The following is a 25,121-nucleotide window of genomic DNA, read 5'->3' on the forward strand; positions in this document are numbered from 1 at the left end:
CCTCACCATCGCTCGATTCCGTGACGCGATCCCCTTGACCGCGAGTGTGACCCGGGCTACATTAACAAACATTCGTTAACCGGCATGATTGCGACCCCAGGAGCTGACAGATGACCGAACCCGCGTACGCCGTCGTCGACCCGTCGACCGGTGATCAGCTGACGTCCGTCCCGTTCGCCACCGACGCCGAGATCGAGGCCGCCCTCGCCGCCGCCGCCACCGCGTACGGCGCGGCACGGCACGGCGCTCTCGCCGATCGCGCGACCCTGATCCGCCGGGTCGCGGCACTGCACGTCGAGCGCAAGGACGAGCTCGCCCGGATCATCCAGCGGGAGATGGGCAAGCCCCTCGACCAGGCCGTGGGCGAGGTCGAGTTCAGCGCCGCGATCTACGAGTACTACGCGGACAACGCCGAGGCCTTCCTCGCCGACGAGCCGATCGAGCTCCTCGAGGGAGACGGCAGCGCCCGGATCCGCCGCGAGGCGATCGGGGTGCTGCTCGGCGTCATGCCCTGGAACTACCCCTACTACCAGGTCGCGCGGTTCGCCGGGCCGAACCTGGTGCTGGGCAACACGATCGTGCTCAAGCACGCACCGCAGTGCCCCGAATCGGCCGCCGCGCTGCAGCGGATCTTCGCCGATGCCGGCTGGCCGGACGGGAGCTACGTCACCGTCTTCGCCACCCACGAGCAGATCGCGAACGCGATCGCCGACCACCGGGTGCGCGGCGTCTCGTTCACCGGCTCGGAGCGCGGCGGCGCCGCCATCGCCGAGGTCGCGGGGCGCAACCTCAAGAAGGTCGTGCTCGAACTGGGCGGCTCGGATCCCTTCATCGTGCTGTCGACCGACGACCTGGACGCCTGCGTCGACGCCGCGATCGAGGCGCGTTTCGAGAACACCGGTCAGGCGTGCAACGGCGCGAAGCGCATGATCGTCGCCGACGATCTGTACGACGCCTTCGTCGAGAAGTTCACGGCGCGCACGCTGGCGCAGGCCGAGGGCCTGGCCCCGCTGTCCTCCGTCGCGGCGGCCGAGCGCCTCGAGCAGCAGGTCCAGCGGGCCGTCGCCGCGGGCGCGACGCTGACCAGCGCCGGCCCGCGCACCGGCGCCTACTTCCCGCCCGGTGTCCTGACCGGCGTCGAGCCCGGCACGCCGGCCGCCGCCGAGGAGCTCTTCGGCCCCGTCGCCACCGTCTACCGGGTCGCGTCCGAGGACGAGGCCGTCGACCTCGCCAATGCGACGCTGTTCGGCCTCGGCTCGTACGTGTTCACCACGGATCCCGCACAGGCCGAGCGCGTCGCGCAGGCGCTCGAGGCGGGCATGGTCTTCGTCAACGGCGTGAGCCTCGAATCCGTCGAACTTCCCTTCGGCGGCGTGAAGCGGTCCGGCTTCGGCCGCGAGCTCGGCCGCTACGGCATCGAGGAATTCGCCAACAAGAAGCTCATCCGGAACGCCACGGCGTAGCCGGCGGAACACCTCTCCCCTTCACACGAGGAAGCACGACCATGACCATCGAATTCAACGCAGCCGTTTTCCGGGTACCGAACGAGCCCATGACGATCGAGCGCGTGACGCTCCCGTCGACCCCGCCTCCCGGCGACGTGCTCGTCAAACTCTCCGCTAGCGGCCTGTGCCACAGCGACCTGCACGTGCTCGTGGGCGAGTGGGACGCGCCCACCCCGATGATCCTCGGCCACGAGGGCGCCGGCGTGATCGAGGCGGTCGGCGAGGGCGTGACGAACGTCGAGGTGGGCGACCACGTCATCCTGTCCTGGACGCCCTCGTGCGGACGGTGCCGGTACTGCGTCAGCGGGCGCCCCGTGCTGTGCGACATGGCGGCCGAGCACTCGGCCAACCACCTCTCCTTCGACGGCAAGACGCGCGTGCGCACCGCGGGGGGTGACGAGGTGTTCAGCTTCGCCGGGCTCGGCACGTTCGGCGAGTACACGATGGTGCCGTCCGCGGCGGCGATCGGAGTCCGCAAGGACGCGCCCGCCGAACAGTCGGCCCTCGTCGGCTGCGCGGTGACCACCGGCGTCGGCGCCGTCGTCAACACGGCGAACGCCCGCCCCACCGACGTCGTCCTGGTCATCGGCTGCGGCGGCGTGGGTCTCAACGCCGTGCAGGGCGCCCGGCTGGTCGGCGCCCGCACGATCATCGCCGCGGACATCTCCGACGACAAGCTCGAGCAGGCACGCAAGTTCGGCGCGCACGAGACGATCAACACCCGGACCGAGGATCTCGCCGCACGGATCGCCGAACTCACCGAGGGCCGCGGCGTCGACGTCGCCGTCGAGGCGATCGGCCTGCCGCAGACCATCGAGGCGGCGTACTCGGTGCTCGCCCGCGGCGGCACCACGGTGGTCGCCGGGCAGGTCGCCGACGGCGTCACCGTCACGATCGACCCGTTCGTCATGTCCGACCAGGAGCGGCGCCTCATCGGCTCGAACTACGGTTCCAGCCGCGCCGAGGTCGACTTCCCGGTCCTGGTGGACCACTACATGAACGGCCGGGTGGACCTGGACTCGCTGGTCACCGACGTCATCGCGCTCGAGCAGATCAACGAGGGCTACGAGGGCATGAAGCGCGGCGAGGGCATCCGCTCCGTGATCCGCTACCGCTGATTCCCCCGGGCCGACACACAAGGAGAACCATGGCGATCGAATCCTCCCGCGCCGCCTTCGAGCGGACCCGTAACAGCCTCGCCGGGGGCGTCAGCTCCGGGCTGCGCGCCTCGATGCGACCGACACCGCTGTTCGTGGACCGGGCGCACGGCGCCCACGTCTGGGACCTCGACGGTGACCGGTACGTCGACTACGTGATGGCCTGGGGCCCGCTGGTGCACGGCCACAGCCATCCGCACGTGCTCGAATCGGTGCAGCGGGTGATGGCCGACATGCAGGTGGTGGGCATGGGGCACCCGCTCGAGTACCGGGCGGCGGAGGCCGTGCTGGAATCCGTCCCGGGCGCTCAGCGGCTGGTGTGGGCGAACACCGGCACCGAGGCGGTCCAGGTGGCGCTGCGGTTCGCGCGCGCGGCGACCGGACGCAATCGCGTGGTCAAGTTCGCCAAGGCCTACCACGGCTGGCACGACAGCGTGTACGCGAGCGTCGGCGACGACGACACCGCCGAGACCCCGGTCGGCGGGAGCCGCGGCCAGAGCCCCAACGCCTACGCGGATCTGATCGTCGGGCGGTTCAACGACATCGACGCGGCGACCGCGCTGCTCGAGCGCGCCGAGGAGCGCGACATCGCCGCGGTGCTCATCGATCCGATCATGAGCAACGCCGGTGTCACCGACCCCGCACCGGGCTTCCTCGAAACCCTGCGGACCCTGTGCGACGAGCACGGCGTCGTCCTCATCTTCGACGAGGTGATCACCGGGTTCCGGATCGCCCGCGGCGGCGCGGCGGAGCGCTTCGGCGTCACCCCGGATCTGTCGGTCTTCGGCAAGGCGATCGCCGGCGGATTCACGCAGAGCGCCGTCGTCGGCCGCGCCGACATCCTCGATCTGGTGACCGACGGTGTCATGCACGCCGGGACCTTCAACGGCAACCCGGTCGCCCTCGCCGCCGTCACGGCGTCCATGGAGCTCTGTGCGGCGCCAGAGGTGTACTCGATCCTCGAGGACCGCTCCGCCCTCTTCGAGGCGGAGGTCGGCGCGGTCCTGAGCGACGCGGGGTCCGTCGGCGACCTGCGCCGGGTGGGCTCCCTGCTCCAGTTCGTCCCCCATGGCCGGGGCACGAGCCTGCACGGCACGGGCGGCACGTGGTCCGAGATCGCCGGCGCGATGCTCGAATCCGGGGTCGTCTTCATGCCGTCCGGGAAGATCTTCCTCAGCACCGCGCACACCGCCGAGGACATCCGGCTCACCGCCGAGCGCTTCGGCGAGGCACTGCGCCGGTTGCCCGCCGCGACCTGACTCCCGTCAGTACACGGGCAGCGACGGGTCCACCGTGCGGGCGTAGGCGGTGATCCCGCCCTGCAGGTGCACGGCGTCGCGGTAGCCCGCTCCCTTCACCGCGGCGAGCACCTCCGCCGAACGGACGCCCGTCTTGCAGTACAGGACCAGCTTCTTATCGGCGGAGACCTGCGTGAGGCCCTCGCCCGTCTCGAAGTCACCCTTGGGGACGAGCTTCGCACCGTCGAGGTGCACGATCTCCCACTCGACGGGCTCGCGCACGTCCACCAGCTCGTAGTCGACGCCCGCCGAGCCCATCTCGACCAGTTCCTCGGGCGTGATGGTGCTGCCGGCGGCGGCGCGCTGTGCCTCGTCGGAGACGACGCCGCAGAACTCGTCGTAGTCGATGAGCCCCGTGATGCGCGGGGCGTCGGGGTCCTTGCGGATGGACAGGGTGCGGTAGCTCATCTCCAGCGCGTCGTAGACCATGAGCCGGCCGAGCAGGGAGTCGCCGATACCGGTGATCAGCTTGACCGCCTCGGTGCCCATGATCGAGCCGATGGACGCGCACAGGATTCCGAGGACGCCGCCCTCGGCGCAGGACGGAACCATCCCGGGAGGCGGCGCGACCGGGTACAGGTCGCGGTAGTTCAGGCCCTGCTTCTCGCCGTTCGGGCCGTCCGGCGCGTCCTCCCAGAAAACGGACACCTGGCCCTCGAACCGGAAGATCGAGCCCCACACGTAGGGCTTGTGCGCCAGTACCGCGGCGTCGTTGACGAGGTAACGAGTGGCGAAGTTGTCGGTCCCGTCGAGGATCAGGTCGTACTGCTCGAAGAGCTCGACCGCGTTCTCGGGCTCGAGCCGGATCGGGTGCAGGTTCACGGTGACGAGAGGATTGATCTCGGCGATCGAATCGCGCGCGCTCTCGCCCTTCGGGCGCCCCAGATCGGATACGCCGTGGATCACCTGACGCTGCAGGTTGGACTCGTCCACCTCGTCGAACTCGACGATGCCGATGGTCCCGACCCCCGCGGCGGCGAGGTACAGCAGCGCCGGGCTGCCCAGCCCGCCTGCACCGATGACCAGCACCTTGGCGTTCTTGAGGCGTTTCTGCCCCGTGACCCCCATCTCGGGGATGATCAGGTGCCGCGAGTACCGCGCGACCTCGTCGCGGGTCAGTTCGGCGGCGGGTTCGACGAGCGGGGGCAATACGGTCACGGACCGTTCAACGACGGCGCGCTCCGCGCCATTCCCCGGCCCTACTTGAGGACGGGAGCGACCCAGGCGTTCGGCCGGCAGGTGAGGTCGTTGTCGAAGCCCTCGGACTTGTCCAGGTCGAAGATGTCGCGGTTCTTCACGCCGAAGGACTGCTGCATCATGATCGGCGCGAGCCCGCCCTGCGCGGGGCACGGCACGTGCTGCGGATAGCCGATCGCGTGCCCGACCTCGTGGTTGATGGCGTACTGCCGGTAGCCGGTCAGGTCCCCCTCGAAGGCCGTCGCGCCGCGCACCCAGCGCGCCAGATTGATCACGACCCGCCCGATCTCGCCGTTGTAGCAGGACGACTCGAGTTGGATCGTGTACCCGCAGGCCTGCCGCACCGTCATGGGCGAGGTCAGCGAGATGGTGAAGGTGGGAGTGCCCTTGTCGATGCGCTGGAAGGCGACGGCGGAGTCGTGGATCCAGCTGCGCGGATCGGCGAGCGTCTTGTCGATCATGGTCGCGAAGGCGGGATCGCCGCCGAGGCCGCTCATGTCGACACCGTCCTCCACCGCGATCATGTAGGTGAAGACCTGCTGTTTGCCCTCGTCCTTCTTGCCGACGCGGGGCGTGGACCCGGGCACGACGTGCCAGATTCCCTGCCCCTTCTCGGTGAACGCGCCTCCCTCGGGGAGCATGCCGGCCTGCGGGACCGGACCCGGCACCGTCTTCGACGGCGCGCCGACGATGGTCTTACCGGGCGTGGGATTGCGGGAGAGCTGGTTCTCCGTCGACGTCTCGGCCTTCTGCTCCGTCCGGAAGGTGTCGGTGAAGGTCATCACCAGCGCCACGACGGTGAGGACCGCGAGCACCGGGACCGCGTAGGCGCGCCAACCGTAGGTGCGGAGCAGCCGCCCGAGTCGGCCCTGCTTGGCGTAGACCCGCTCGCGTGGTTGTCGGAAGCGGCTGTCGCCCGAGGTCGCGGCCGTCGAGTTGATCGGGTCCCATTCGGCCCGAAGCGGCGCACGCCCGTCCGGCCGGGGACGCCTCGGGTTCGAAGGACTACTCACGTCGTCAACAATTCCACGAACGGGGCCGCCGGAGTGGAACCGACACGCGCGGCGTCGCGCTCACCCGCGCGGCGTCGCCCCGGCGATGAGATCGGCCACGATCCGCGCGGTCTCCGCCGGCCGCTCCATCTGCGCCACGTGCCCGACGTCCTCGAAGACCGTCAGCGTGCTGCCGCGGATGTGGCGCACCACCTTCGGCGCCACACCGACGCTCACCAGGAGGTCCCGCGCACCCCAGACGACCGCGGTGGGCACCGACACCGACCGCGCCGCCGCCCAGTGCGCCGCGCCGAGGTCGACGAGCCAGCTCCGCACCAGCGCGTTGAAGCTGGCGGCGAGCGCATCGGGGGCCCAGGTCATCGACGCCCGGGCGGCGGCCTGGTCGACGGCCTGCTGCCTCCGGACGGGGCCCATCACCGTGGGGTCGACGAGGATCTCGCGAAAGGTCTGATCGACCTGCCGGTCCGGGTAGGCGCTCGCGATCAGGCGGAAACCCGCGGGGCCGACCCCCGGGATCCGCACCAGCGACAGCGGGAGGAACTGCAGCCGGCGGATGCGGGGCCGCAGGTCCGGGAAGGCCGGTGAGATCAGGGTGAGCGACCGCAGCAGGTCGGGCCGGAGCATCGCGACGCGTACCGCGATCGCGCCGCCGAGGGAGTTCCCCAGCAGGTGGACACCCTCGCCGCGGACCGCGACGAGCGTCTCGAGGTACGCGATCACGGTGTGCGCGAACTCCTCGATCGAGTAGTCGCCGTCGGCGGGCGGATCGGAGAGCCCGAAACCGGGCAGGTCGAGGGCGTACGACGCGGCCACCGGAGCGAGCACCTGGCCGAGGTCGGTCCAGTTGATCGACGAACCGCCGAGGCCGTGGATCATCACCGCCGTGGGCCGCCGATCGGGCGGCGCCGTGATCGCCGCAGCCGCGTCGACGTGGCGCGCGAACACCCGGCGTCCGCGCAGGGTCAGGAACTCCCCCGGCCAGACGTCGCTGGTCCGATTCACCTGTGCGAGTGCCGACACACCGGGCAGCTTGCCAGAGCAAGCCGGGGGCGGCGAACCCGACGGGAGTATTGTTCACGGGTCAGGGCCGCACGGCGTGGCCCGGAAACGATGAGGTGGAGCACATGGCGGACCTGGGCGCGACGACCGCGGCGGGCGACACCCGCGGCGGGACGAATCCTGCGCCGCGCCGCACCGCCCGGCTGCCGCGCAGCGCGCGGCGCATCCAGTTGCTCGAGGCAGCGAGCAGCGTCTTCGTCGACCTGGGCTACCACTCCGCCGGCATGGACGAGATCGCGGTGCGCGCGGGCGTGAGCAAGCCCGTCCTGTACCAGCACTTCCCCGGCAAGCTCGAGCTGTACATCGCGGTCCTGAACGCGCACAGCGAGGCGCTGGTGACCGGCGTGCGCGAAGCGCTGAGCAGCTCCACCGACAACCACGAGCGCGTGATCGGTGCCGTCCGGTCCTTCTTCGACTTCGTCGACCGCGACAGCATGGGCTACAAGCTCATCTTCGAGTCGGACGTGCTCGAGCCCGTCGTCCAGGAGCGCGTCGAGGGCGCCGTGGACGCGTGCATCGACGCCGTCTACGACCTCGTCTCCGAGGACTCCGGCCTCGACCCCTACCGCGCCCGCATGCTCGCGGTCGGCCTCGTCGGCGCCAGCCAGGTGAGCGCACGGTACTGGCTGTACGCCGACCGTCCGATCCCCAAGGACGACGCGGTGGCGACCACCGTCGAGTTGCTGTGGGGCGGGCTGAGCAGGGTCCCGCTGCAGGCGCAGCGCCGCACGACCTGAGCCCGCACTACCTGACGGCCTCGAGCCGACTCCCAAGCCATCGTCAAGAACGCGTCAGCTCTTCCCCCAGCGCCCGTGAACGGTGCATGAAGTCCTTCGAAAGCCGCAGCATCATGTCCGGATTTGCCCGGATCGCACTGGCTAGCGTCGACGGGTGCCAGTTCCCCGGCGGTGGGTCGCGCCCACCGCGTTCACTCTCGCTGCGGTCGTCGCCGTGGCCGGTGGCACGTACCTCCTGACGCAGCCGCACGGCGCCCCGAGCGGGCACGCGGGGCCTGCCGGCACCGTCGCACTGACCGCGAAGCTCGACGGCTGCGCGCGGCCGAACGGCACCGTCGAGGCCGGCAACCGGACCTTCGCCGTCACGAACACGTCCACGCGATCGCTGGAGCTGGCCCTCGCGGGTCCCGACGGGGCCGTCTACGCGGAACTCGACGCCCTCGCGCCGCAGGCCACCCGGCTGTTGCGCGTGGCGCTCGGCTCCGGCGAGTACCGGTTCGAGTGCTACTTCGCCGAGACGGACGCCGTCTCCGGTCCCGCGTTCCGCGTTCCGGGCGACGCTCCGCGAGGCCCCGCGGTCGTCCCGACCTCCACCCAGGACCTGACCCCGGCGACGCTCGACTACCAGAAGTGGGTCGGGGCACGCCTCCCCGCGCTCCGCGACGCGGTCGCAGCGCTCGCCGCCGCGGAGGGCGTCGACGCCCAACGCGTCGCCTGGCGGGCGGCGCATCGCCTGTACGAGACACTCGGCGCGGCCTACGACGCCTTCGGCGCCTGGGACGGGAAGATCAACGGCCGCCGCACCACCGGCGACGCGACCGGCTTCCACGCCATCGAGGCCGCCCTGTGGGCGCCGGCGCCGTCCGTGCCCTCCGCGCTGGAACGGACGCTGGTGCGCGACGTCGACGGGCTCCTCGCCGACTACCCGTCCCTGGCGGTGGACCCGCTGCAGATCGGGCTGCGCGCGCACGAGATCACCGAGAACACGATCGAGTTCACCCTCACCGGCGCCGATGACGCCGGCTCGCACACCGGATTCGACATCGCACGCGCCAACCTCGAGGGCACCCGGCGCGTCCTCGACGCACTGAACCCCGTGCTGACGGGGCGGTACGCCCGCCTCGCCGAGACTCGGACCGCGCTCGACCGCGCCGACGCCGTGTGCGCCGACCTCGCGGGCCGGTTCCCGGATGTTCCGCTGAGCACGATCCCGCTCGCGGACCGGCAGCGCCTCACCACGGCGTTCGGCGGGCTGGTCGAACTGCTCGCCCCGATCGCCGCGATCGCCGACGTCCGGAGGACGAAGTGAGGCCGTCGCGGCGCGGCTTCCTGGGCGGTACCGCCGCCGCGGGACTGGTGGGCCTTGGCGCCTGCGCCCGCGACGGTGCCGCCGCGCCGCCCGTCCCCGTCGAGCAGCGGCACGCGACCTACGCCGCCTTCGACATCACCTCGGCCACCGCCGCCGAGACCGACGCCCTGCTGCACGCCCTCACGGACCGCATCCGCGCGCTCAAGCAGCCGCACACGCCGGTCTCGACCGCGATCACGGCACCGCCCACCGATTCCGGCACGCTCGGCCCCGAGCTCGACGGAGCCGCGGACCTCACCGTGAACATCGGCTACGGCGCGAGCTTCTTCGACCGCTGGCACACCGACCGCCGCCCCGCGGGGATCGCGCCGATGCGCGAGTTCGACGACGACCGCCTCGACCCCGCTCGCTGCCACGGCGACCTGCTGCTGGAGATCCGCGCGGCCGAGCAGGACACGGTGCTGCACGCGCTGCGCGACCTCAGCCGGGCCGGACGCGGCGGGCTGGCACCGCGGTGGCGGCAGGACGGCTCGCAGCCCGCACCCCGGCCGGACGGTGCGCCGCGCAACCACTTCGGCTTCAAGGACGGGACCTCGAACGTACGGCCCGAGGAGTTCGCGAAGCTGGTCTGGCTGGACGGCGCCGCCCAGCCGTGGACCCGCGGCGGCACCTTCCTCGTGGTGCGCCTGATCCGCATGCTCACCGAGTTCTGGGACCGGATCTCCCTGGCGGAGCAGGAGAACATCTTCGGCCGCGACCGCGCCAGCGGGGCGCCGCTCGACGGCAGCACCGACGCCGACGAGCCGCAGTACGCCGACGATCCGGGCGGCGACGTGATCCCCCTGACCAGTCACATCCGACTCGCCAACCCACGCACCGAGGAGACCGCGGGCTCCCGCATCTTCCGGCGCGCCTACAACTACGCGGGCGGCATCGACATGAACGGCAACCTCGATCTGGGGCTGATCTTCACCTGCCTGCAGCGCGACGTGAAGGCTCAGTTCGAAGCCGTCCAGGAGCGGCTGAGCGGCGAGCCGCTCACCGACTACATCGCCCCGTTCGGCGGCGGCTACTTCTATCTTCCGCCCCGCGACGCGGGAACGGACTGCTCCACGACAGGAGGCATACTGTGATTCCCTTCCGCTCCCGCACGACTCGCGCCGCGGCGCTGGCCGGTGCCGCGGCGATCACGCTGGCGGCCGGCGCGATCGGCGCACCGTCGGTGCTCGCCGACCCCGGCGACACCGCCACCCCGATCAAACACGTGGTGGTGATCTTCAACGAGAACATCTCCTTCGATCACTACTTCGGCACCTATCCGGTGGCGGCGAACACGCCCGGCGAGAAGCTCCAGGGCTCGGGCCTGGACGCTCCCCGGTTCACGGCCGCCCCGGGAACGCCCACGGACGTCAACACGTTCACCCGTGCGGGCCTCGCCGGCGAGCAGAACCCGAACAAGTACAAGCCCTTCCGGTTCACGCCCGGCCAGGCCGTGACCTGCGACCAGAACCACGAGTACACCGCCGAGCAGGAGGCCGCCAACGGCGGGGCGATGGACAAGTTCGTCGAGTTCACCACGAAGGACAAGTGCGCCTCGTCGGGTCCCGGCATGTTCGAGCACCCCGGCTCCGTGATGGGCTACTACGACGGCAACACCGTTGCGGGACTCTGGAACTACGCACAGAACTACACCCTCAACGACAACTTCTGGTCCACCCAGTTCGGGCCGTCGACCCCGGGGGCGATCAACCTGGTCTCCGGCCAGACCTTCGGTGTCGAGTCCTACGACGCCGTGACCGGGAAGAAGACCGTCGCGCCCGACAAGTACACCGTCGGGGCCCCGAACGCGCAGGGCGTGGGCACGATGTACGAGGACCCGGACCCGCTGTACGACGACTGCTCCAACAAGAACCGCACCGGCAAGGACGCGCTCGCGGCCATGCAGGGCAAGAACATCGGTGATCTGCTGAACGAGAAGTCCGTCACCTGGGGCTGGTTCCAGGGCGGTTTCCGGCCGTCGACCGCCGCCGCGGGCGACGCGCGGGCGCTGTGCAGCACGACGCACAAGAACGTGGCGGGCAACGCGTCCGTCGACTACAGCCCGCACCACAATCCGTTCGCCTACTACAAGTCGACGGCCAACGAGCACCACGTCGCGCCGGCGAACGTCGCCGAGGTGGGTCACGGCGGTCCGGCGAACCACAACTACGACCTCACCGACTTCGACGCCGCTCTGGGCGCGGGCAACCTGCCCGCCGTGAGCTTCCTCAAGGCCGGCGAGTACCAGGACGGCCACGCCGCGTACTCGGACCCGCTGGACGAGCAGACCTTCGTCGCGACCTACGTCAACCGCCTGCAGCAGTCCAAGGAGTGGGGATCGACCGCGGTGATCCTCGCGTACGACGACTCGGACGGGTGGTACGACCACCAGGCTCCCGTGATCCTCTCGGGCAGCAAGGATCCGAAGCTCGACAAGTCGATCTGCGCCGACGCGGCCGCCCCCGCCCTCGCGGGCCAGTCCGTGCGGTGCGGCCCCGGCACGCGCCAGCCCTTCCTGCTGATCTCGCCGTTCGCGCGGAAGAACGTGGTGAACCACGACGCCATCGAGCAGGCCTCGATCACCAAGTTCCTCGAGGACAACTGGCGTACCGGCCGGATCGCGGATTCGGCGGACGAGCGGTCCGGGAAGCTGGACGGCCTCTTCGACTTCGGGGCGCCGCGCACCGACAAGGTCTTCCTCCACCAGATCACCGGCGCCGTCGTCGACTCCCCGCCGCCGACGGACCAGGGCGCGCAGGCGGCCGGGGTCAAGAGCGCACCGTCGAGCGCGGCTCCCGCCTCGCCGTCCGCGACGCAGGCCGCCGGTGAGTCGAAGGACTCCTCGTCGAACACCTGGCTGTGGGTCGGCATCCCCGTCGTCGTGGTCGTGCTCGTCGGCGTGGGCGTCTGGGCGCTGCGCAGCCGCAGGTCACAGGCGTAGTCCGACGGCGGTCGTCCTCCCACGGATCGCCGTGGGAGGACGACCGCCTCCCCGGCTCATGCCACCCGGTGCATCATCATCTCGATCGGGCCGCGCGAGAACCGTCGGGTCCAGAGCGCGGACGCGGCGAGCAGGCAGGCCATCACCGCGACGTACACCGCGACGGTGAAGGCCAGGCGATGTTCGGCGCCGTACCGCGCCGCGAGGCCGAACCCCCACCCGTAGCAGAGGATCGAGGCAAGCAGGTTCTGCAGGACGTAGCAGCTCAGGGCCGTCCGTCCGACGTTCGCGAGCGCCGCGCCGGCCCTGCCCACGTCGCGGCGTTGGTAGAACTCCGCGACCAGCGCGAGGAGCCCCAACGCGACGAGCGGGGCGATGACGTACCGGCCGACGAAGACCGCGGGACCCGACAGTCCGAGCGGCGCACCGGCGATGCCCACCGCGAGATCGACGGGCGCGGCGATCGCACCGACCACGAGCAGCCGGCGGCGCAGCGCCGCACCGTCGGGCAGAAAGATCCCCGCCTGGAGCAGTCGTGCGCCCGTGAGGAACATCGCGATCGTCAGCGGGATCATGAAGATCGTCTCCGCGCGGAAGAGCAGCGCGTGGTCGACGCGGAAGAGCACGAGGTCGAGGAAGGAACCGTCGGCGTAAGGGTTCGCCGCGGACCGCTCGGGGCCGGCATCACCGCCCGGCAGCATCATGCCGACGACCGCGAGCGCGACCACCGTCAGGTGCACGGCGATCGCCCCGATCGCCCACCGCGCCCTGACCCTCGGCCGCAGGATCAGCAGCGCCGAGACGAGGAAGGAGACGAGCGCGTAGCCCATGAGCACGTCGAACTCCGCGACCAGGAGGAAGTGCACGAGGCCGTCGAGGAAGAGCACCAGAGCGCGGCGCCAGTAGCGTCCCGGCCACGGACGATCATGACGCGCGGCGGAGGCCTGCTGAATGGCGAGGCCCACGCCGAACATGAGGCTGAGCAGGCCGAGGAACTTGCCCTGCGCGAGGGTCTGCAGCACCCGGATCGGCAGCGACTCGTCGCCCACCGTCTCCAGGTAGCCGATCATGCCGCGCGGCTCCGTGAAGATCCACACGTTGGTACCGAAAGTGCCGAGGATCGCGATGCCGCGCGCGGTGTCGAGCGCCGCGATGCGACGCGTCGTGGGCGCCGCGGTGCCGGTCGGGGCCGATGTCGAGGTCATGGGAACCACTGTCCCCCGGAACGCGAGGACCCCGCGACCGCCATGCGGTTATCGGCGGGTCCATCGTTCGGGGGACACGACCGGCAACCCGACCACCGACGTGGACGCGCATGTCACGTCCCGTCGTTCGGTGGACCTACTCCGCCGAGGCCTCGGCGGTGGCGCTGCCCTCGGCCTTCTTCGCACCGGAGCGGCGACGACGGCGGCGCTTGCGGGCCGGGGCGTCGCCCTCGGCACCGCTCTCCGACGGTGCGCCGTCGGCCGGCGCGGGGGCCTCGGCCGCGTCGGCGGCGGGGGCGGCACCGTCGGCCTGCTTGCCTCCGCGGGTGCGCGTCCGGGTCCGGGTGCGCGTGCTCTCGCGCCGCTCGCGCGGCCTGCGCTCGACGACCTCGCCCTCGGCGCGCTTGCGCACGCCGGGCAGGCTGCCCTTGACCTTGGGATCGATGCCCAGATCGGTGAACAGGTGCTCGCTGGAGCTGTAGGTCTCCGCCGGCTCGGGCTTACCGAGACCGAGGGCCTTGTCGATGAGCTCCCAGCGGTGCAGCTCGTCCCAGTCGACGAAGGTCACCGCGGTGCCGGTCTTGCCCGCGCGGCCGGTGCGGCCGATGCGGTGCACGTAGGTCTTGTCGTCCTCGGGGCACTGGAAGTTGATGACGTGGGTGACGTCGTCGATGTCGATGCCGCGGGCCGCGACGTCGGTGGCGACCAGCACGTCGATGGACCCGTCGCGGAACTTGCCCAGCGCCTTCTCGCGCGCGACCTGGCCGAGGTCGCCGTGCACGGCCCCGACCTTGAAGCCGCGCTCCGCCAGCTCGTCGGCGACCTTCTGCGCGGTGCGCTTGGTGCGGGTGAAGATCATGGTCGCGCCACGGCCCTCGGCCTGCAGGATCTTCGCCACCATCTCGACCTTGTCGAGGGCGTGGGCGCGGTAGACGAACTGCGTGGTGCGCTCGTGCACGGCGGAATCGTCGTGGTGCTCGGCGCGCACGTGCGTGGGCTGCTTGAGGAAGGTGCGGGCCAGCGTGATGATCGGGCCGGGCATGGTGGCCGAGAACAGCATGGTCTGCCGCTCGGTGGGCACCATGGTGAGGATGCGCTCGATGTCGGGGAGGAAGCCCAGGTCGAGCATCTCGTCGGCCTCGTCGAGCACGAGGATCTGGATCTTGCCGAGCACCAGGTGGCCCTGGTTGGCGAGGTCGAGGAGGCGGCCGGGCGTGCCGACGACCACGTCGACGCCCTTCTGCAGCGCCTCGATCTGCGCCTCGTACGGGCGGCCGCCGTAGATCGACGTGATCCTCAGGTCGCGCTCACCCTTGGTCGCCTGCACCCGGACGCCGTCGGAGGCCCGCTCCAGGTCCTCGGTGACCTGCACGCACAGCTCGCGGGTGGGGACGATGATGAGGGCGCGCGGCGTGCCGTCGAGCGCGCGCAGGCCGTCCTCGCCGACCTCGGCGCGGGCCTGGGTGACCAGGCGGTTGAGCAGCGGGACGCCGAAGCCGTAGGTCTTGCCCATACCCGTGCGGGCCTGGCCGATCAGGTCGTTGCCGGCGAGCGCGAGCGGGAGGGTGAGCTCCTGGATGGCGAAGGTGCGCTCGATGCCGCGCCCCGCGAGGGCGTCGACGATGCCCTGGTCGACCCCGAGCTCGGCGAAGCTGGGCGAGACGTGATCGTCGCCGATCACGTGGACGTCGGGCATGCCCTCCTCGATGGCGGGCTCGGTGTGGATGTCGTTGTTCGCAGTGGTGATGGTTCTGCCTTTCATCGGCGGCGAATGCGTCGCGTTCATGTCTCACGCGCGCACTGTTCCGGCCAATGAATCCCCGGCCCGCTCACGGGCCGTCATCGTCGCCTCGACGCCCCTGCCGTTCGGCGACGGAGGCGGAGTGCGCGCACAACTACCGGCGACCGAAATCGATCGCTACCGACCATCGTACCCCGCGGAGCGCCCCGCACTAGCATGTGCACCATGAGCGAACAGCCGCAGGACCGGGGAAACAGCGCCGAACACCCGGGCGTCGCGGCCCTCTTCGCGGTGCTGGCGTACGGCGAGCTCGCCGCCTTCGAGCGCCTCGCCAAGGAGGCCGGGATGGCGCCGGATCTGCGCGGCCGGATCGCCGTCTCGTCGATGGCGGCCGCGCAGATGCGCAACTTCGAGCTGCTGGAGACGGAACTGGACCGTCGCGGGCAGGACGTCACGACCGCGATCGCGCCGTTCGTGCCCGTGATCACCCGCTACCACGAGCGGACGACCCCGCGGAACTGGAACGAATCGCTGGTCAAGGCCTACATCGGCGACGGCCTCGCCGCCGACTTCTACTCCGAGGTCGCGCGGGCGCTGCCGGGCGAGCCCGCGACGATCGTCGCCGCGGTGCTCTCCGACACGCGCGAGTCGGACTTCGCGGTGGAGCGGGTGCGGGCCGCGGTCACCGCCAACCCGGCCCTGCGCTCGCCACTCACCCTCTGGGGGCGGCGGCTGCTCTCCGAAGCGATCACGCAGGCGCAGGAGGTGCTCGCCACGCGCGACGAGCTCGCCGCGCTGCTGTTCGAGCACTCCGGCGACCTGCCGGGCGTGGCGCAGTTCTTCGAGTCGCTGCAGACCCGGCACGCGGAGCGGATGGCCACGCTCGGCCTGAGCTGAGCCGACGGAGCGTGCGCGCTGCCCTCAGCGGAAATCAGTGGTCCGACGGCGCCAACGATCCGCCCGGACCGATAGCCTCGTGGCATGGAGATCAAGATCGGTATCGCGGACTCGAACCGCGAACTCGTGGTGCAGAGCAAGGACCAGGCGGACGACGTGAAGAAGGCCGTCGGCGACGCGCTCGCGGGCCGCACGGAGCTGCTGGAACTCACGGACGAGAAGGGCAAGCGGTTCCTGGTGCCCGCCGCCCGCGTGTCCTACGTCGAGATCGGTACGAACGAGAGCCGCTCGGTCGGCTTCAACGCCAGCTGACGGGAACCCGCGCGCGTCGCCAGTAGGCTCGGGCCCGTGGTGAAACCCGAACGCAGAACCCGCGTCGATCTGGCGGCCTCCGCTGCGATCCTGGTCGCGGTGGTCGTCCTGGGCTTCGTGGCGTGGAACGCGGGTTCGGCGAGCAAGTCGGTCAGCGAGACGGCACCCGCGCCGTCGACCGTGCCCGGCACCCTCGTCGAGCTGCCCGCGACGCTCCGGGCGGCGTGGACCGCACAGTCGGACCGGCCGGCGCTCACGCTGGCCGCGTCGGGCGGTCTGGTGCTCGCTCGCGGCGGCGAGGTCACCGGCCACGACCCCGTCACGGGGCAGCGCACCTGGCGCTACCAGCGCGAAACCGACGTCTGCGGCCTCATCGAGAACGCGGGACTGGCCCTGGCCTTCTACCGCGACGTGCGCGGCTGCGGCGAGGTGATGGCGCTCGATCCCACGACGGGGAAGAGGAAAGCCAGCCGCACCAGCCGCGAGGACCACGACGTGACGCTCACGGGCGACGGCAACTACGCCGTGGCCCAGGGCCCCACCCGGGTGGACGTCTTCCGCTCGGACCTGGTGCGCACCGTCGAGTACGGCAAGCCGGACGTGCCCGTGAACCCGGGCGTGCAGCCCCGCTCCGGGTGCACCATCGGCTCCGCGCTCCCCGCGGGATCGTCGATCGCCGTGCTCGAGACCTGCCCCACCGAGGCCGCTCCGCGGCTCACCGTGATCGGAGCCTCCCCCAAGGAGGCGGCCGAGCCGCAGGAGACCTCCTCCGCGGTCGCCGCCGACCTCGGCGCCGCCGCGCCCGAGGGGGCGGACCGCGCCCGGCTGATCACCGCCACCTCGACCGGCGCCGTCGTCTACGTGCCCGCGCAGGACGGTCGACCCGCGCGGGTCGTCACCGTCGATCCGCAGGGCCGCGCGTCGCGCACCGTGGACGTGACCACCTCGCCCGGCGGCGCCCCGCGGTCCGTGCCCGTGGTGACGGAGGCCGGTATCGCCTCGTTCTACACCGGGACCTCGACGGTGGTGGTCGATGCGGCGTCGCTGACGGCGTCGATGGTGATCCCCGGAACGCTGGGCCCCGGCGCCGTGGTGGGCGGCCAGCTCGTGGTGCCCGGCCCCACGTCGCTGAGCGCCTACGACCTGCGAACACACGCGCTGACCCGCTCCACCCCCGTCGACAAGCCCGGCTACACCGAGGGGCCGGTGCTGCTCGCGCAGGCCGGCGACACCCTGATCGCCCAGTGGGGATCGACGGTCCAGGCCTACCGCGCGGCCTGACGCCCGCCGCTGTTACTCGGCGGACCAGGTGACCAGGGGTGCACCGTCGGAGACGTGGCCCTTGATGCTCTGCGCCAGCTCGCGGTAAGCGGTGGCGCCCTTGTTCTTCCGGCCCGCGAGCACCGTGCGGCCGGCGGCGTTGGCCTCCGCGAAGCGGACGGTGCGCGGGATCGGCGGGGAGAGCACGGCGAGGTCGTAGCGATCGGCGACGTCGGAGAGGATGTCGCGGCTGTGCGTGGTGCGCGCGTCGTAGAGGGTGGCGATCGCGCCGAGCATGCTCAGCTCCGGGTTGGTGATGGCCTGGACGTCGCGGACCGTCTTGAGCAGCTGCCCCACGCCGCGGTGCGCGAGCGTCTCGCACTGCAGCGGGATCGCGACGGCGTCCGCGGCGGTGAGCCCGTTGAGCGTGAGCACGCCGAGGCTGGGCGGGCAGTCGATGATCACCACGTCGAACCGGTCGGCGACCTCGGCGAGAGCCCGCTTGAGCGCGTACTCACGGCCCGCGCGCATGAGCAGCAGCGCCTCGGCTCCGGCGAGGTCCAGCGTGGCGGGCAGTACGGTGACGCCGTCCTCGGTCTCCAGGAGGACGTCGTCGATGCCCTTGTCCCCCAACAGGACGTCGTGCACGCTGTGCTCGATGCGGTCGGGGTTGTGGCCCAGCGAGAAGGTCAGGCAGCCCTGCGGATCGAGGTCGACGACGAGCACGCGGGCACCGAGTTCGACGAGTGCCGCGCCGAGACTGGCGACGGTCGTGGTCTTGGCGACGCCGCCCTTCTGATTGGCGACGGCGAGCACGTAGGGGGCGCCGTCGGACGGCGTGGCACCGGTCATGGTGCGAGGGTACCCACTGATGCGCGACGATGAACGGGTGAGCCAGCCCCACCGCCTCGTGTACATCCGCCACGGCGAGACCGCATGGTCGCGCGCCGGACGCCACACCGGCGCCACCGACGTCCCGCTGACCGCGACCGGAGAGGAGCAGGCCCGCGCCCTCGGACCGGTCCTCGACGACCTCGCCCTCGATCGTCCGACGGTGCTGGTGAGTCCGCGCACCCGCGCCGCCACCACCGCGGAGCTCGCCGGGCTCACGGTGACCGCGGTCGACCCCGACCTCGCGGAATGGGACTACGGCGACTACGAGGGCCGCACCAGCGCGGAGATCCGCGTCGACGATCCGGGCTGGACGGTCTGGTCGGCGGGCGCACCCGGCGGCGAGTCACCGGAGCAGGTCACGGCGCGGGTGGATCGCGTGCTCGATCGGGCCCGGTCCGCGATGGCCGACGGCGACGTCGTCCTCGTCGCGCACGGGCACCTGGGCCGGGTCCTGACGGCGCGCTTCCTGCGGCAGCCCCTCGCCTTCGGCCGCAACGTGATGATCCTGCCCGCCTCGGCCGCCGTCTTCGGCTACGACCGCGACGACGTCCCCCAACTGACCCGGTTCGGCCTCACCGGCTACGCCGCGGCGCACTACGCGGGCCGCTGAGCGCCGTCAGTCCCGGCGGTACTCGCCCTCGAGCCAGGCCACCGTCGGCGGGCTGAACAGCAGGACGAGCACGACGACCGCCGGCGCGAGCAGGGGGTAGCCGAGCACCGGCGAGCTCTGCGCGAACGCGCCGCTGATGCCGGTGAATCCGAGCAGGAGATTGGTCAGAACGCCGATGGTGCGCCCCCATCGCTTCCCGCGGAGCAGCGCGATGCCGCCCGCGAGCACCGCGGCGCCCATCGGGATCATCCAGAAGGCCAGCCCGTAGGCGCCCGTCGTCGTGGAGGCGGTCCCGGCGATGCCGCGGACGAGTTCGACGACGCCGACGACGAGTGCGACCGCACCCTCGATCGCGACGAGCCACCCCGCCGCCAGGACGGTGCCCGGGGCCGCGGTGCGCGTGTCGCCCGAGCGCTTCGTCCGGGAGCGGGTGGCGGCCGGGCGGGCGTCGCCGCCGCTTCCGTTGGTCGATGTCACGACCCCAGGGTATCGGGGCGTCGTGGGTAGGCTGCTCTGTGTGCGCGCCCTGTTGATCTCCAACCCCAACGCCACCTCGATCACGGCAGCGGGCCGAGACCTCGTCGCCATGGCGTTGGCGTCCACGCTCGATGTCACCCTGGCACAGACCGAACACCGTGGTCATGCGGCCGAACTCGCCGCCGCGGCCCGCGCGGACGGCACCGATCTCGTGATCGTGCACGGCGGCGACGGCACCGTCAACGAGGTGGTCTGCGGCGTTCTCGGGCGGGAGGGCCTTCCCGACGGTCCCACGCCGGTGCCCGCGGACGAACTGCCGGCGGTCGCGGTGATCCCCGGCGGCAGCGCGAACGTCTTCGCCCGGTCCCTGGCCGTGCCGCGGGACCCGGAGGAGGCCACCGTCCACCTCACGGACCTGCTGGCGCGGCGCAGCTTCCGCACCATTGGCCTGGGCTGCGCCGACGAGCGCTACTTCCTGTTCAACGCCGGCATGGGAGTGGACGCCGAGGTCATCGCCAACATGGAGGCGCTGCGCGCCAAGGGCAAGGCCGCCACCTCCTCGCGGTACGTGCGCACGTCCATCCGCACCTTCTTCTCGGCGGCGCGCCGCGAGCCGCAGCTCACCGTCCACCTGCCCGGGGAGGAACCCGGCACATGGAAGGACGTCGACGGGGTGCACTTCGCCTTCGTCTCGAACGCGAGCCCCTGGACCTTCCTCAACAATCGCGCGGTGTTCACCAACCCGGGGACCGATTACGGCACCGGACTGGGCGTCTTCGCATCGCGCTCGATGCGCACGATCCCCAACCTGATGCTGGTGCGGCAGATGCTCTCGGCGCGTCGCACCAAGGGGCCGACGGTGCGCCACCTCGTCCGGCACGACGACCTGCCCGAACTGCGCGTGAGCAGCGCGATCCCGGTGCCCGCGCAGGTCGACGGGGATCACCTCGGCGATCGCACGGAGGTCCGGTTCTGGTACTCCCCCGAGCGGATCCGCGTGGTCGCCGACCTGCCTCCGCTGCCGCGCGTGCGCTGATCGTTCCCGGCTCCGCCGCGGGGCTTCCCCGCGGACTCCGGGTGAGGCAATAGGACGGCCGGATTTGAGCGATTCATCACGACCGTACAGAAACCTATTGCAAAGCCGCAGCGTATGCGGATATTCTTGCGGGCACGCCGCTGAACCGGCTGGAGTGTAGCCCACCGCTCGGAAGGGGGTCCTCACCGCCCCCGCTGTGAGATCCCCCACCTCTGAGCCGGAATCTATTGACTCCTGCCGGGAACGTGGAAATATTCATGACGTAACAACGCGGAAACAGTTCGGTTCCCCCCGCGTTAACAGCCTGGAAATTCGGTGCCGGATAGGCACCTGCGATGAGTGGCGCGCCCGCGCGCCTGAAGGAGTGTACTGACATGGATTGGCGCCATAAGGCCATCTGTCGCGACGAGGATCCCGAGCTGTTCTTCCCCGTGGGGAACAGCGGTCCGGCCATCGCGCAGATCGCGGACGCCAAGCTCGTCTGCAACCGCTGCCCGGTGACCGCCGAGTGCCTGTCCTGGGCCCTCGAGTCCGGTCAGGACGCCGGCGTCTGGGGCGGCATGAGCGAGGACGAGCGTCGCGCACTCAAGCGTCGTAACGCGCGCACGCGCACCCGCACCGCCGTCTGAGACGGTCCGCTTCGCACGAAGGCCCGGTGGCCCGCCACCGGGCCTTCGGCGTGTCCGGGGTACGGCAGGCCCGGCCCGACGGCCCGGCTCCCCCGGTCAGGCGGGCTGGAGCGGCACGTGGAGCTGCGCGTCGGTGCCGCGCTCGCGGCTGGTCAGCGTCAGTTCGCCGCCCAGCTCGGACTTCACCAGCGTCTGGACGATCTGCAGGCCCAGCCGGTCCGAGCCCCCGAGGCTGAAACCCGGCGGCAGTCCGGCACCGTCGTCACGCACCGTGACCGCCAGCAGCCGCGTGGACCGGTGCGCGAGCAGCTCGATGGTGCCCGACTCCCCCGGCTCGTAGGCGTGCTCCATCGCGTTCTGGATCAGCTCGGTGACCACCATCACCAGCGGCATCGCGCGATCCGCGTCGAGCAGACCCACGTCGCCTCGTCGGACGACGGTGACCGCCGCCGAGCCGCCGGCGGGCGTGACATCGCCCATGATCGGGATGAGCCGGTCGATGACCTCGTCGATGTCGACGTGCTCGTCGACGCTCATCGACAGGGTCTCGTGGACCAGGGCGATCGACGCCACCCGGCGCACGGACTCCAGTAGCGCGCGCTTCGCCTCGTCGTTGCGGGTGCGGCGCGCCTGCAGCCGCAGGAGCGCGGAGACCGACTGCAGATTGTTCTTCACGCGGTGGTGAATCTCGCGGATCGTCGCGTCCTTGGAGATCAGGGCGCGGTCACGGCGCTTGAGCTCGGTGACATCGCGGAGCAGGACCACGGCACCGTCGTGCCTGCCTCCCGGATGCAGCCCCAGGACGCGCAGGACGACGGTGACGCCGCCCTTGGTGAGCTCGATCCGCGAGCCCTCGCCGCGGCGCAGCGCACCGTCGAGGGCGGCGGCGAGGTCCTCGGACTCGAAACTGTCGCCGACGAGTTCGGCGGTGGCCTCGGCGAGCTCGCTGCTCTCCAGGTCCGTATGCGCGCCCATCCGCCGGTACGCGGACTGCGCGTTGGGGCTCGCGAAGACGACGCGGCCGCCCGCGTCGAGGCGGATGAAGCCGTCGCCGGCCCGCGGCTCGGCCTCCCCCGTGGGCAGTTCCTCGGGTTCGGGGAAGGTTCCCTCGGCGACCATCGTGCACAAGTCGTCGGCGCACTCGGTGTACGCCACCTCGAGGGGGCTGGGGGTGCGCGGGTGGGTGACGTTGAAGTCGCGGGTCAGGACGGCGATCACCTCGCCGTTCGACGGGACCGGTACGGCCTCGCGGCGCACTCGCGCGGGTCCGGTCCACGCCGGGGTCACCCCCTTGACCACGACGCCCCCCTCGAACGCGGCGTGCAGCGTGGGCGCCTCCCAGGGAGGGACCACCACGCCCACCCCGTCCGAGTCGTACACGGTGGAGGTGGTGTTGGGCCGGCACTGCGCGATGCAGATGTACGCCGGATCGGCACTGTCGCCCTCGGGATCGTTGCGCACCCACAGCCGCAGGTCGGCGAACGACAGGTCGGCCAGCAACTGCCACTCGCCCGCGATGCGCTGCAGGTGGCGGGCGGCCCGACCGGGGAGGTCGGTGTGGATCGCCAGGAGGTCGGCGAGGGAGGCCATGGGACCGCCTTTTTGTCGTCGTCGGTGCCGTCGTGAAACAATAGCCGGTACTGCGAATCAGCTCGGGACAGGAAGGAGACCGCCATGGGAAAGCGTGGACGTAAGAAGCGCGGGCGCAAGAAGAACGCCGCCAACCACGGCAAGCGTCCGAACTCCTGAGCCATCAGGATTCACTGCACTTGCACACGAGGGCCCGTCGACATGGTCGACGGGCCCTCGTGGTGTCCCGGGTACGGACGGCGGCGGTGCGGCTACTCGGAGCGGTAGCGCACCTCGGTGTGCCGGATGCTGATCGTCAGCCGCTCGCGCAGCCCCTCGGGGGCGCGCTCGCCCCCGCACTTGCGATTGACCAGCGACTTGATCTGCTGCTCGATGCCGTAGTGCGACAGGCACTGGGAACAGCCGTCGATATGAGCCTTGAGCCGCTCCTTGGCCTCGGAATCGCACTCGTTGTCCAGGAGCAGCCAGATGTCCGCCATCACGGCGGAGCAATCGAGCTCCAGGTCCGGGTTGCCGTCCGACGAGTACGTCACTTCTCATCCTCCTGCTCGGCGGAGCCCTCGGCACCGTCGGAATCCTGCCCCCGCAGGAAGCCGCGCTCGCGCGCGACGCCCTCCAGCTCGGCGCGCAGCTGCCGCCGGCCGCGGTGCAACCGCGACATGACCGTGCCGATGGGCGTCCCCATGATCTCGGCGATCTCCTTGTAGGGGAATCCCTCCACGTCGGCGTAGTACACCGCCATGCGGAACTCCTCCGGGAGCTTCGCGAGAGCCTGCTTGATCTCATCGTCGGGCAGTGCGTCCAGCGCCTCGATCTCCGCCGAGCGCAGGCCGGTGGAACTGTGCTCCGCCGTGGCCGCGAGCTGCCAGTCGGTGATCTCGTCGGTGGGGTACTGCGCGGGCTGCCGCTGCTTCTTGCGGTAGCCGTTGATGTAGGTGTTGGTGAGGATGCGGTACATCCACGCCTTGAGGTTGGTGCCCTTCTTGAAGCTGCGGAAGGCGCTGTAGGCCTTCACGTAGGTCTCCTGGACCAGATCCTCCGCATCGGCGGGATTGCGCGTCATCCGCAGCGCGGCGCCGTACAGCTGGTCCAGCAGGGGCAGCGCCTCGGCCTCGAAACGGGCGGTGAGCTGCTCCGGCGTCTCGGTCACCTCGTCCGGGGCCGAGTCCAGTTCCGCCACGTGCGTGATGTCCCCGTCGGTCATACCGTCGAAGGCTACCGGTCGTTCGAGGACCGCTGCGCCGCTACCTGCACTCACGACCTCTGCAACAGCGCCGTCGGCCGGCTTGTTCCCGCCGTATCCGGATCAGTGGAGGCGGCGCCGAACCGTGGCGAACGTCGGCGGTGCGCCCCATGGACGTCTTCGATCGCTCGGTACAGCCGTGCTCACCGCCACATCGATCCTGATCGCTGCGGCGGGCGGTATCCGCGCACGCCACGCGTCCATCTGCGCAGGACGCACGACGGTGCGCACGCGGCACGTACGCACAGGCGCGCGGGATACGCGGCGGCTTCCCGCGCATCCCGCGCGGGATCGTCCGCGTACGTGGCGGGTCTGCTCGGATACCACGCACGGATCGCATCCCTGTCTTCTCGAATCCGAGCGATCTCCGCCGGTCCTCCGGATCTGCCGCGAGGGCCGCTACCTCCTACGACGATCCTGCCGTTCGTGCATGACACATCGTCTTACGGTGCACGCATGATTCACTGGCAGTCATGGGTAAGAAGAACGCCGCTGCGACGCCCGCGATCGCGGCGCTGCAGGCGGCGGGCATCGACTTCCAGGTGCACGAGTACGTCCACGACCCCCGCGCGGAATCCTTCGGCGGCGAGGCGGCGGAGGCACTGGGGCACGATCCGGCGCGGGTGTTCAAGACGCTGGTGATAGGGGACGGGAAGCAGCTCGCGGTGGCGATCGTGCCGACCTCCGGCAAGCTCAGCCTCAAGGCCGCGGGGGCCGCGCTCGGCCTGCACCGGCCGGCGATGGCGGACCCCGCCGACGTCCGCCGGGTCACCGGGTACGTGCTCGGCGGAGTCTCCCCGCTCGGGCAGCGCAAGCGCCTGCCGACCGCCGTCGACGAGTCCGCGCTGGGCTTCGGGACCGTCTTCTGCTCGGCGGGCCGACGGGGCCTCGAGGTCGAGTTGGCACCGTCGGACCTGGTCGCCGCGACGTCGGCCGTGGTAGCGCCCATAGCAGCCCCCTGAACCGACCGGG

25 protein-coding genes are annotated in these 25,121 nt (G+C 71.1%); 15 read left to right on the forward strand and 10 right to left on the reverse strand.

Annotated elements, in window-relative coordinates; all coding sequences use genetic code 11:
• Positions 1-110 precede the first annotated feature (110 nt).
• The 3 genes from FK268_RS03525 to FK268_RS03535 are packed head-to-tail and all read left to right on the forward strand — an operon-like array spanning position 111 to position 3,921.
• A complete protein-coding gene (locus FK268_RS03525) occupies positions 111-1,463 on the forward strand; it encodes an NAD-dependent succinate-semialdehyde dehydrogenase (RefSeq protein ID WP_146431135.1) in 1,353 nt (450 codons plus the stop codon).
• Between the two features lie 41 nt (positions 1,464-1,504).
• Entirely contained in the window at positions 1,505-2,623 is a 1,119-nt protein-coding gene (locus FK268_RS03530; protein WP_146431136.1) for a Zn-dependent alcohol dehydrogenase, read from the forward strand.
• A gap of 29 nt (positions 2,624-2,652) precedes the next feature.
• Positions 2,653-3,921, forward strand: a complete 1,269-nt coding sequence (locus FK268_RS03535) for an aspartate aminotransferase family protein (protein WP_146431138.1) — start codon at positions 2,653-2,655, stop codon at positions 3,919-3,921.
• Positions 3,922-3,927: 6 nt separating this feature from the next.
• On the opposite strand, the gene moeZ is transcribed toward FK268_RS03535, so the two are convergent.
• The 3 genes from moeZ to FK268_RS03550 are packed head-to-tail and all read right to left on the reverse strand — an operon-like array spanning position 3,928 to position 7,190.
• On the reverse strand, positions 3,928-5,109 hold the full coding sequence (moeZ, locus tag FK268_RS03540) for an adenylyltransferase/sulfurtransferase MoeZ (RefSeq protein WP_166443453.1): 1,182 nt from the start codon (positions 5,107-5,109) through the stop codon (positions 3,928-3,930).
• 50 nt (positions 5,110-5,159) lie between these two features.
• Positions 5,160-6,170, reverse strand: a complete 1,011-nt coding sequence (locus FK268_RS03545) for a DUF3152 domain-containing protein (RefSeq protein WP_146431142.1) — start codon at positions 6,168-6,170, stop codon at positions 5,160-5,162.
• A 60-nt stretch (positions 6,171-6,230) separates the two neighbouring features.
• A complete protein-coding gene (locus FK268_RS03550; protein WP_146431143.1) occupies positions 6,231-7,190 on the reverse strand; it encodes an alpha/beta fold hydrolase in 960 nt (319 codons plus the stop codon).
• 104 nt (positions 7,191-7,294) lie between these two features.
• Between FK268_RS03550 and fasR the strand changes: the two genes are divergently transcribed.
• The 4 genes from fasR (at position 7,295) to FK268_RS03570 (ending at position 12,255) form a co-directional block, all read left to right on the forward strand.
• Positions 7,295-7,966, forward strand: a complete 672-nt coding sequence (gene fasR / locus FK268_RS03555; RefSeq protein WP_146431145.1) for an HTH-type transcriptional activator FasR — start codon at positions 7,295-7,297, stop codon at positions 7,964-7,966.
• A gap of 154 nt (positions 7,967-8,120) precedes the next feature.
• Positions 8,121-9,275 carry an EfeM/EfeO family lipoprotein gene (locus FK268_RS03560; protein ID WP_146431147.1) on the forward strand — a complete coding sequence of 385 codons (1,155 nt, stop codon included), beginning with the start codon at positions 8,121-8,123 and terminating at the stop codon, positions 9,273-9,275.
• Positions 9,272-10,408 carry a Dyp-type peroxidase gene (locus tag FK268_RS03565; RefSeq protein ID WP_146431148.1) on the forward strand — a complete coding sequence of 379 codons (1,137 nt, stop codon included), beginning with the start codon at positions 9,272-9,274 and terminating at the stop codon, positions 10,406-10,408. The genes FK268_RS03560 and FK268_RS03565 overlap by 4 nt, the downstream gene beginning before the upstream one ends.
• Complete coding sequence (locus FK268_RS03570; protein ID WP_146431150.1) at positions 10,405-12,255, forward strand: phospholipase C; 1,851 nt, start codon at positions 10,405-10,407, stop codon at positions 12,253-12,255. Before FK268_RS03565 ends, FK268_RS03570 begins: the two co-directional genes overlap by 4 nt.
• A gap of 56 nt (positions 12,256-12,311) precedes the next feature.
• Here FK268_RS03570 and FK268_RS03575 read toward each other — a convergent pair whose 3' ends face one another.
• A complete protein-coding gene (locus tag FK268_RS03575) occupies positions 12,312-13,460 on the reverse strand; it encodes a DUF418 domain-containing protein (protein WP_146431151.1) in 1,149 nt (382 codons plus the stop codon).
• Between the two features lie 136 nt (positions 13,461-13,596).
• On the reverse strand, positions 13,597-15,222 hold the full coding sequence (locus tag FK268_RS03580; RefSeq protein ID WP_146431153.1) for a DEAD/DEAH box helicase: 1,626 nt from the start codon (positions 15,220-15,222) through the stop codon (positions 13,597-13,599).
• A 204-nt stretch (positions 15,223-15,426) separates the two neighbouring features.
• Here FK268_RS03580 and FK268_RS03585 point away from each other — a divergent pair, with 204 nt between their 5' ends.
• The 3 genes from FK268_RS03585 (at position 15,427) to FK268_RS03595 (ending at position 17,691) form a co-directional block, all read left to right on the forward strand.
• Positions 15,427-16,098: a ferritin-like fold-containing protein gene (locus tag FK268_RS03585; protein ID WP_146431155.1), complete on the forward strand. Its 672-nt coding sequence runs from the start codon at positions 15,427-15,429 to the stop codon at positions 16,096-16,098.
• 84 nt (positions 16,099-16,182) lie between these two features.
• Positions 16,183-16,410, forward strand: a complete 228-nt coding sequence (locus FK268_RS03590) for a DUF3107 domain-containing protein (protein ID WP_146431157.1) — start codon at positions 16,183-16,185, stop codon at positions 16,408-16,410.
• Between the two features lie 36 nt (positions 16,411-16,446).
• Positions 16,447-17,691, forward strand: a complete 1,245-nt coding sequence (locus FK268_RS03595) for an Rv3212 family protein (RefSeq protein ID WP_146431160.1) — start codon at positions 16,447-16,449, stop codon at positions 17,689-17,691.
• A 12-nt stretch (positions 17,692-17,703) separates the two neighbouring features.
• Here the strand turns inward: FK268_RS03595 and FK268_RS03600 are convergent, their stop codons facing one another.
• Positions 17,704-18,522 (reverse strand): ParA family protein, encoded by an 819-nt coding sequence (locus FK268_RS03600; RefSeq protein WP_146431164.1) that lies wholly within the window; start codon positions 18,520-18,522, stop codon positions 17,704-17,706.
• A gap of 37 nt (positions 18,523-18,559) precedes the next feature.
• Here FK268_RS03600 and FK268_RS03605 point away from each other — a divergent pair, with 37 nt between their 5' ends.
• Complete coding sequence (locus FK268_RS03605; RefSeq protein ID WP_438695964.1) at positions 18,560-19,174, forward strand: acid phosphatase; 615 nt, start codon at positions 18,560-18,562, stop codon at positions 19,172-19,174.
• A 6-nt stretch (positions 19,175-19,180) separates the two neighbouring features.
• Here the strand turns inward: FK268_RS03605 and FK268_RS03610 are convergent, their stop codons facing one another.
• Positions 19,181-19,651 (reverse strand): hypothetical protein, encoded by a 471-nt coding sequence (locus FK268_RS03610; protein WP_146431170.1) that lies wholly within the window; start codon positions 19,649-19,651, stop codon positions 19,181-19,183.
• Between the two features lie 40 nt (positions 19,652-19,691).
• Here FK268_RS03610 and FK268_RS03615 point away from each other — a divergent pair, with 40 nt between their 5' ends.
• Both FK268_RS03615 and FK268_RS03620 read left to right on the forward strand, forming a co-directional pair.
• The gene (locus FK268_RS03615; protein ID WP_146431173.1) at positions 19,692-20,687 is read left to right on the forward strand and encodes a diacylglycerol/lipid kinase family protein; all 996 of its coding nucleotides are present in this window, start codon (positions 19,692-19,694) and stop codon (positions 20,685-20,687) included.
• A gap of 374 nt (positions 20,688-21,061) precedes the next feature.
• A complete protein-coding gene (locus tag FK268_RS03620) occupies positions 21,062-21,316 on the forward strand; it encodes a WhiB family transcriptional regulator (protein WP_013125780.1) in 255 nt (84 codons plus the stop codon).
• Positions 21,317-21,412: 96 nt separating this feature from the next.
• Here FK268_RS03620 and FK268_RS03625 read toward each other — a convergent pair whose 3' ends face one another.
• A complete protein-coding gene (locus FK268_RS03625) occupies positions 21,413-22,906 on the reverse strand; it encodes a sensor histidine kinase (protein ID WP_146431175.1) in 1,494 nt (497 codons plus the stop codon).
• An 84-nt stretch (positions 22,907-22,990) separates the two neighbouring features.
• Between FK268_RS03625 and FK268_RS25745 the strand changes: the two genes are divergently transcribed.
• On the forward strand, positions 22,991-23,065 hold the full coding sequence (locus tag FK268_RS25745; protein WP_371820987.1) for a 50S ribosomal protein bL37: 75 nt from the start codon (positions 22,991-22,993) through the stop codon (positions 23,063-23,065).
• 92 nt (positions 23,066-23,157) lie between these two features.
• On the opposite strand, the gene rsrA is transcribed toward FK268_RS25745, so the two are convergent.
• Complete coding sequence (rsrA, locus tag FK268_RS03630; RefSeq protein WP_146431178.1) at positions 23,158-23,439, reverse strand: mycothiol system anti-sigma-R factor; 282 nt, start codon at positions 23,437-23,439, stop codon at positions 23,158-23,160.
• Positions 23,436-24,110, reverse strand: coding sequence for a sigma-70 family RNA polymerase sigma factor (locus tag FK268_RS03635; RefSeq protein WP_146431180.1), 675 nt, complete (start codon positions 24,108-24,110; stop codon positions 23,436-23,438). Before FK268_RS03635 ends, rsrA begins: the two co-directional genes overlap by 4 nt.
• 512 nt (positions 24,111-24,622) lie before the next feature.
• Here FK268_RS03635 and ybaK point away from each other — a divergent pair.
• On the forward strand, positions 24,623-25,111 hold the full coding sequence (gene ybaK / locus FK268_RS03640; RefSeq protein WP_146431183.1) for a Cys-tRNA(Pro) deacylase: 489 nt from the start codon (positions 24,623-24,625) through the stop codon (positions 25,109-25,111).
• Positions 25,112-25,121: the final 10 nt, after the last annotated feature.

It is taken from the genome of Tsukamurella sputi (assembly GCF_007858445.1).
Classification (GTDB): Bacteria; Actinomycetota; Actinomycetes; order Mycobacteriales; family Mycobacteriaceae; genus Tsukamurella; species Tsukamurella sputi.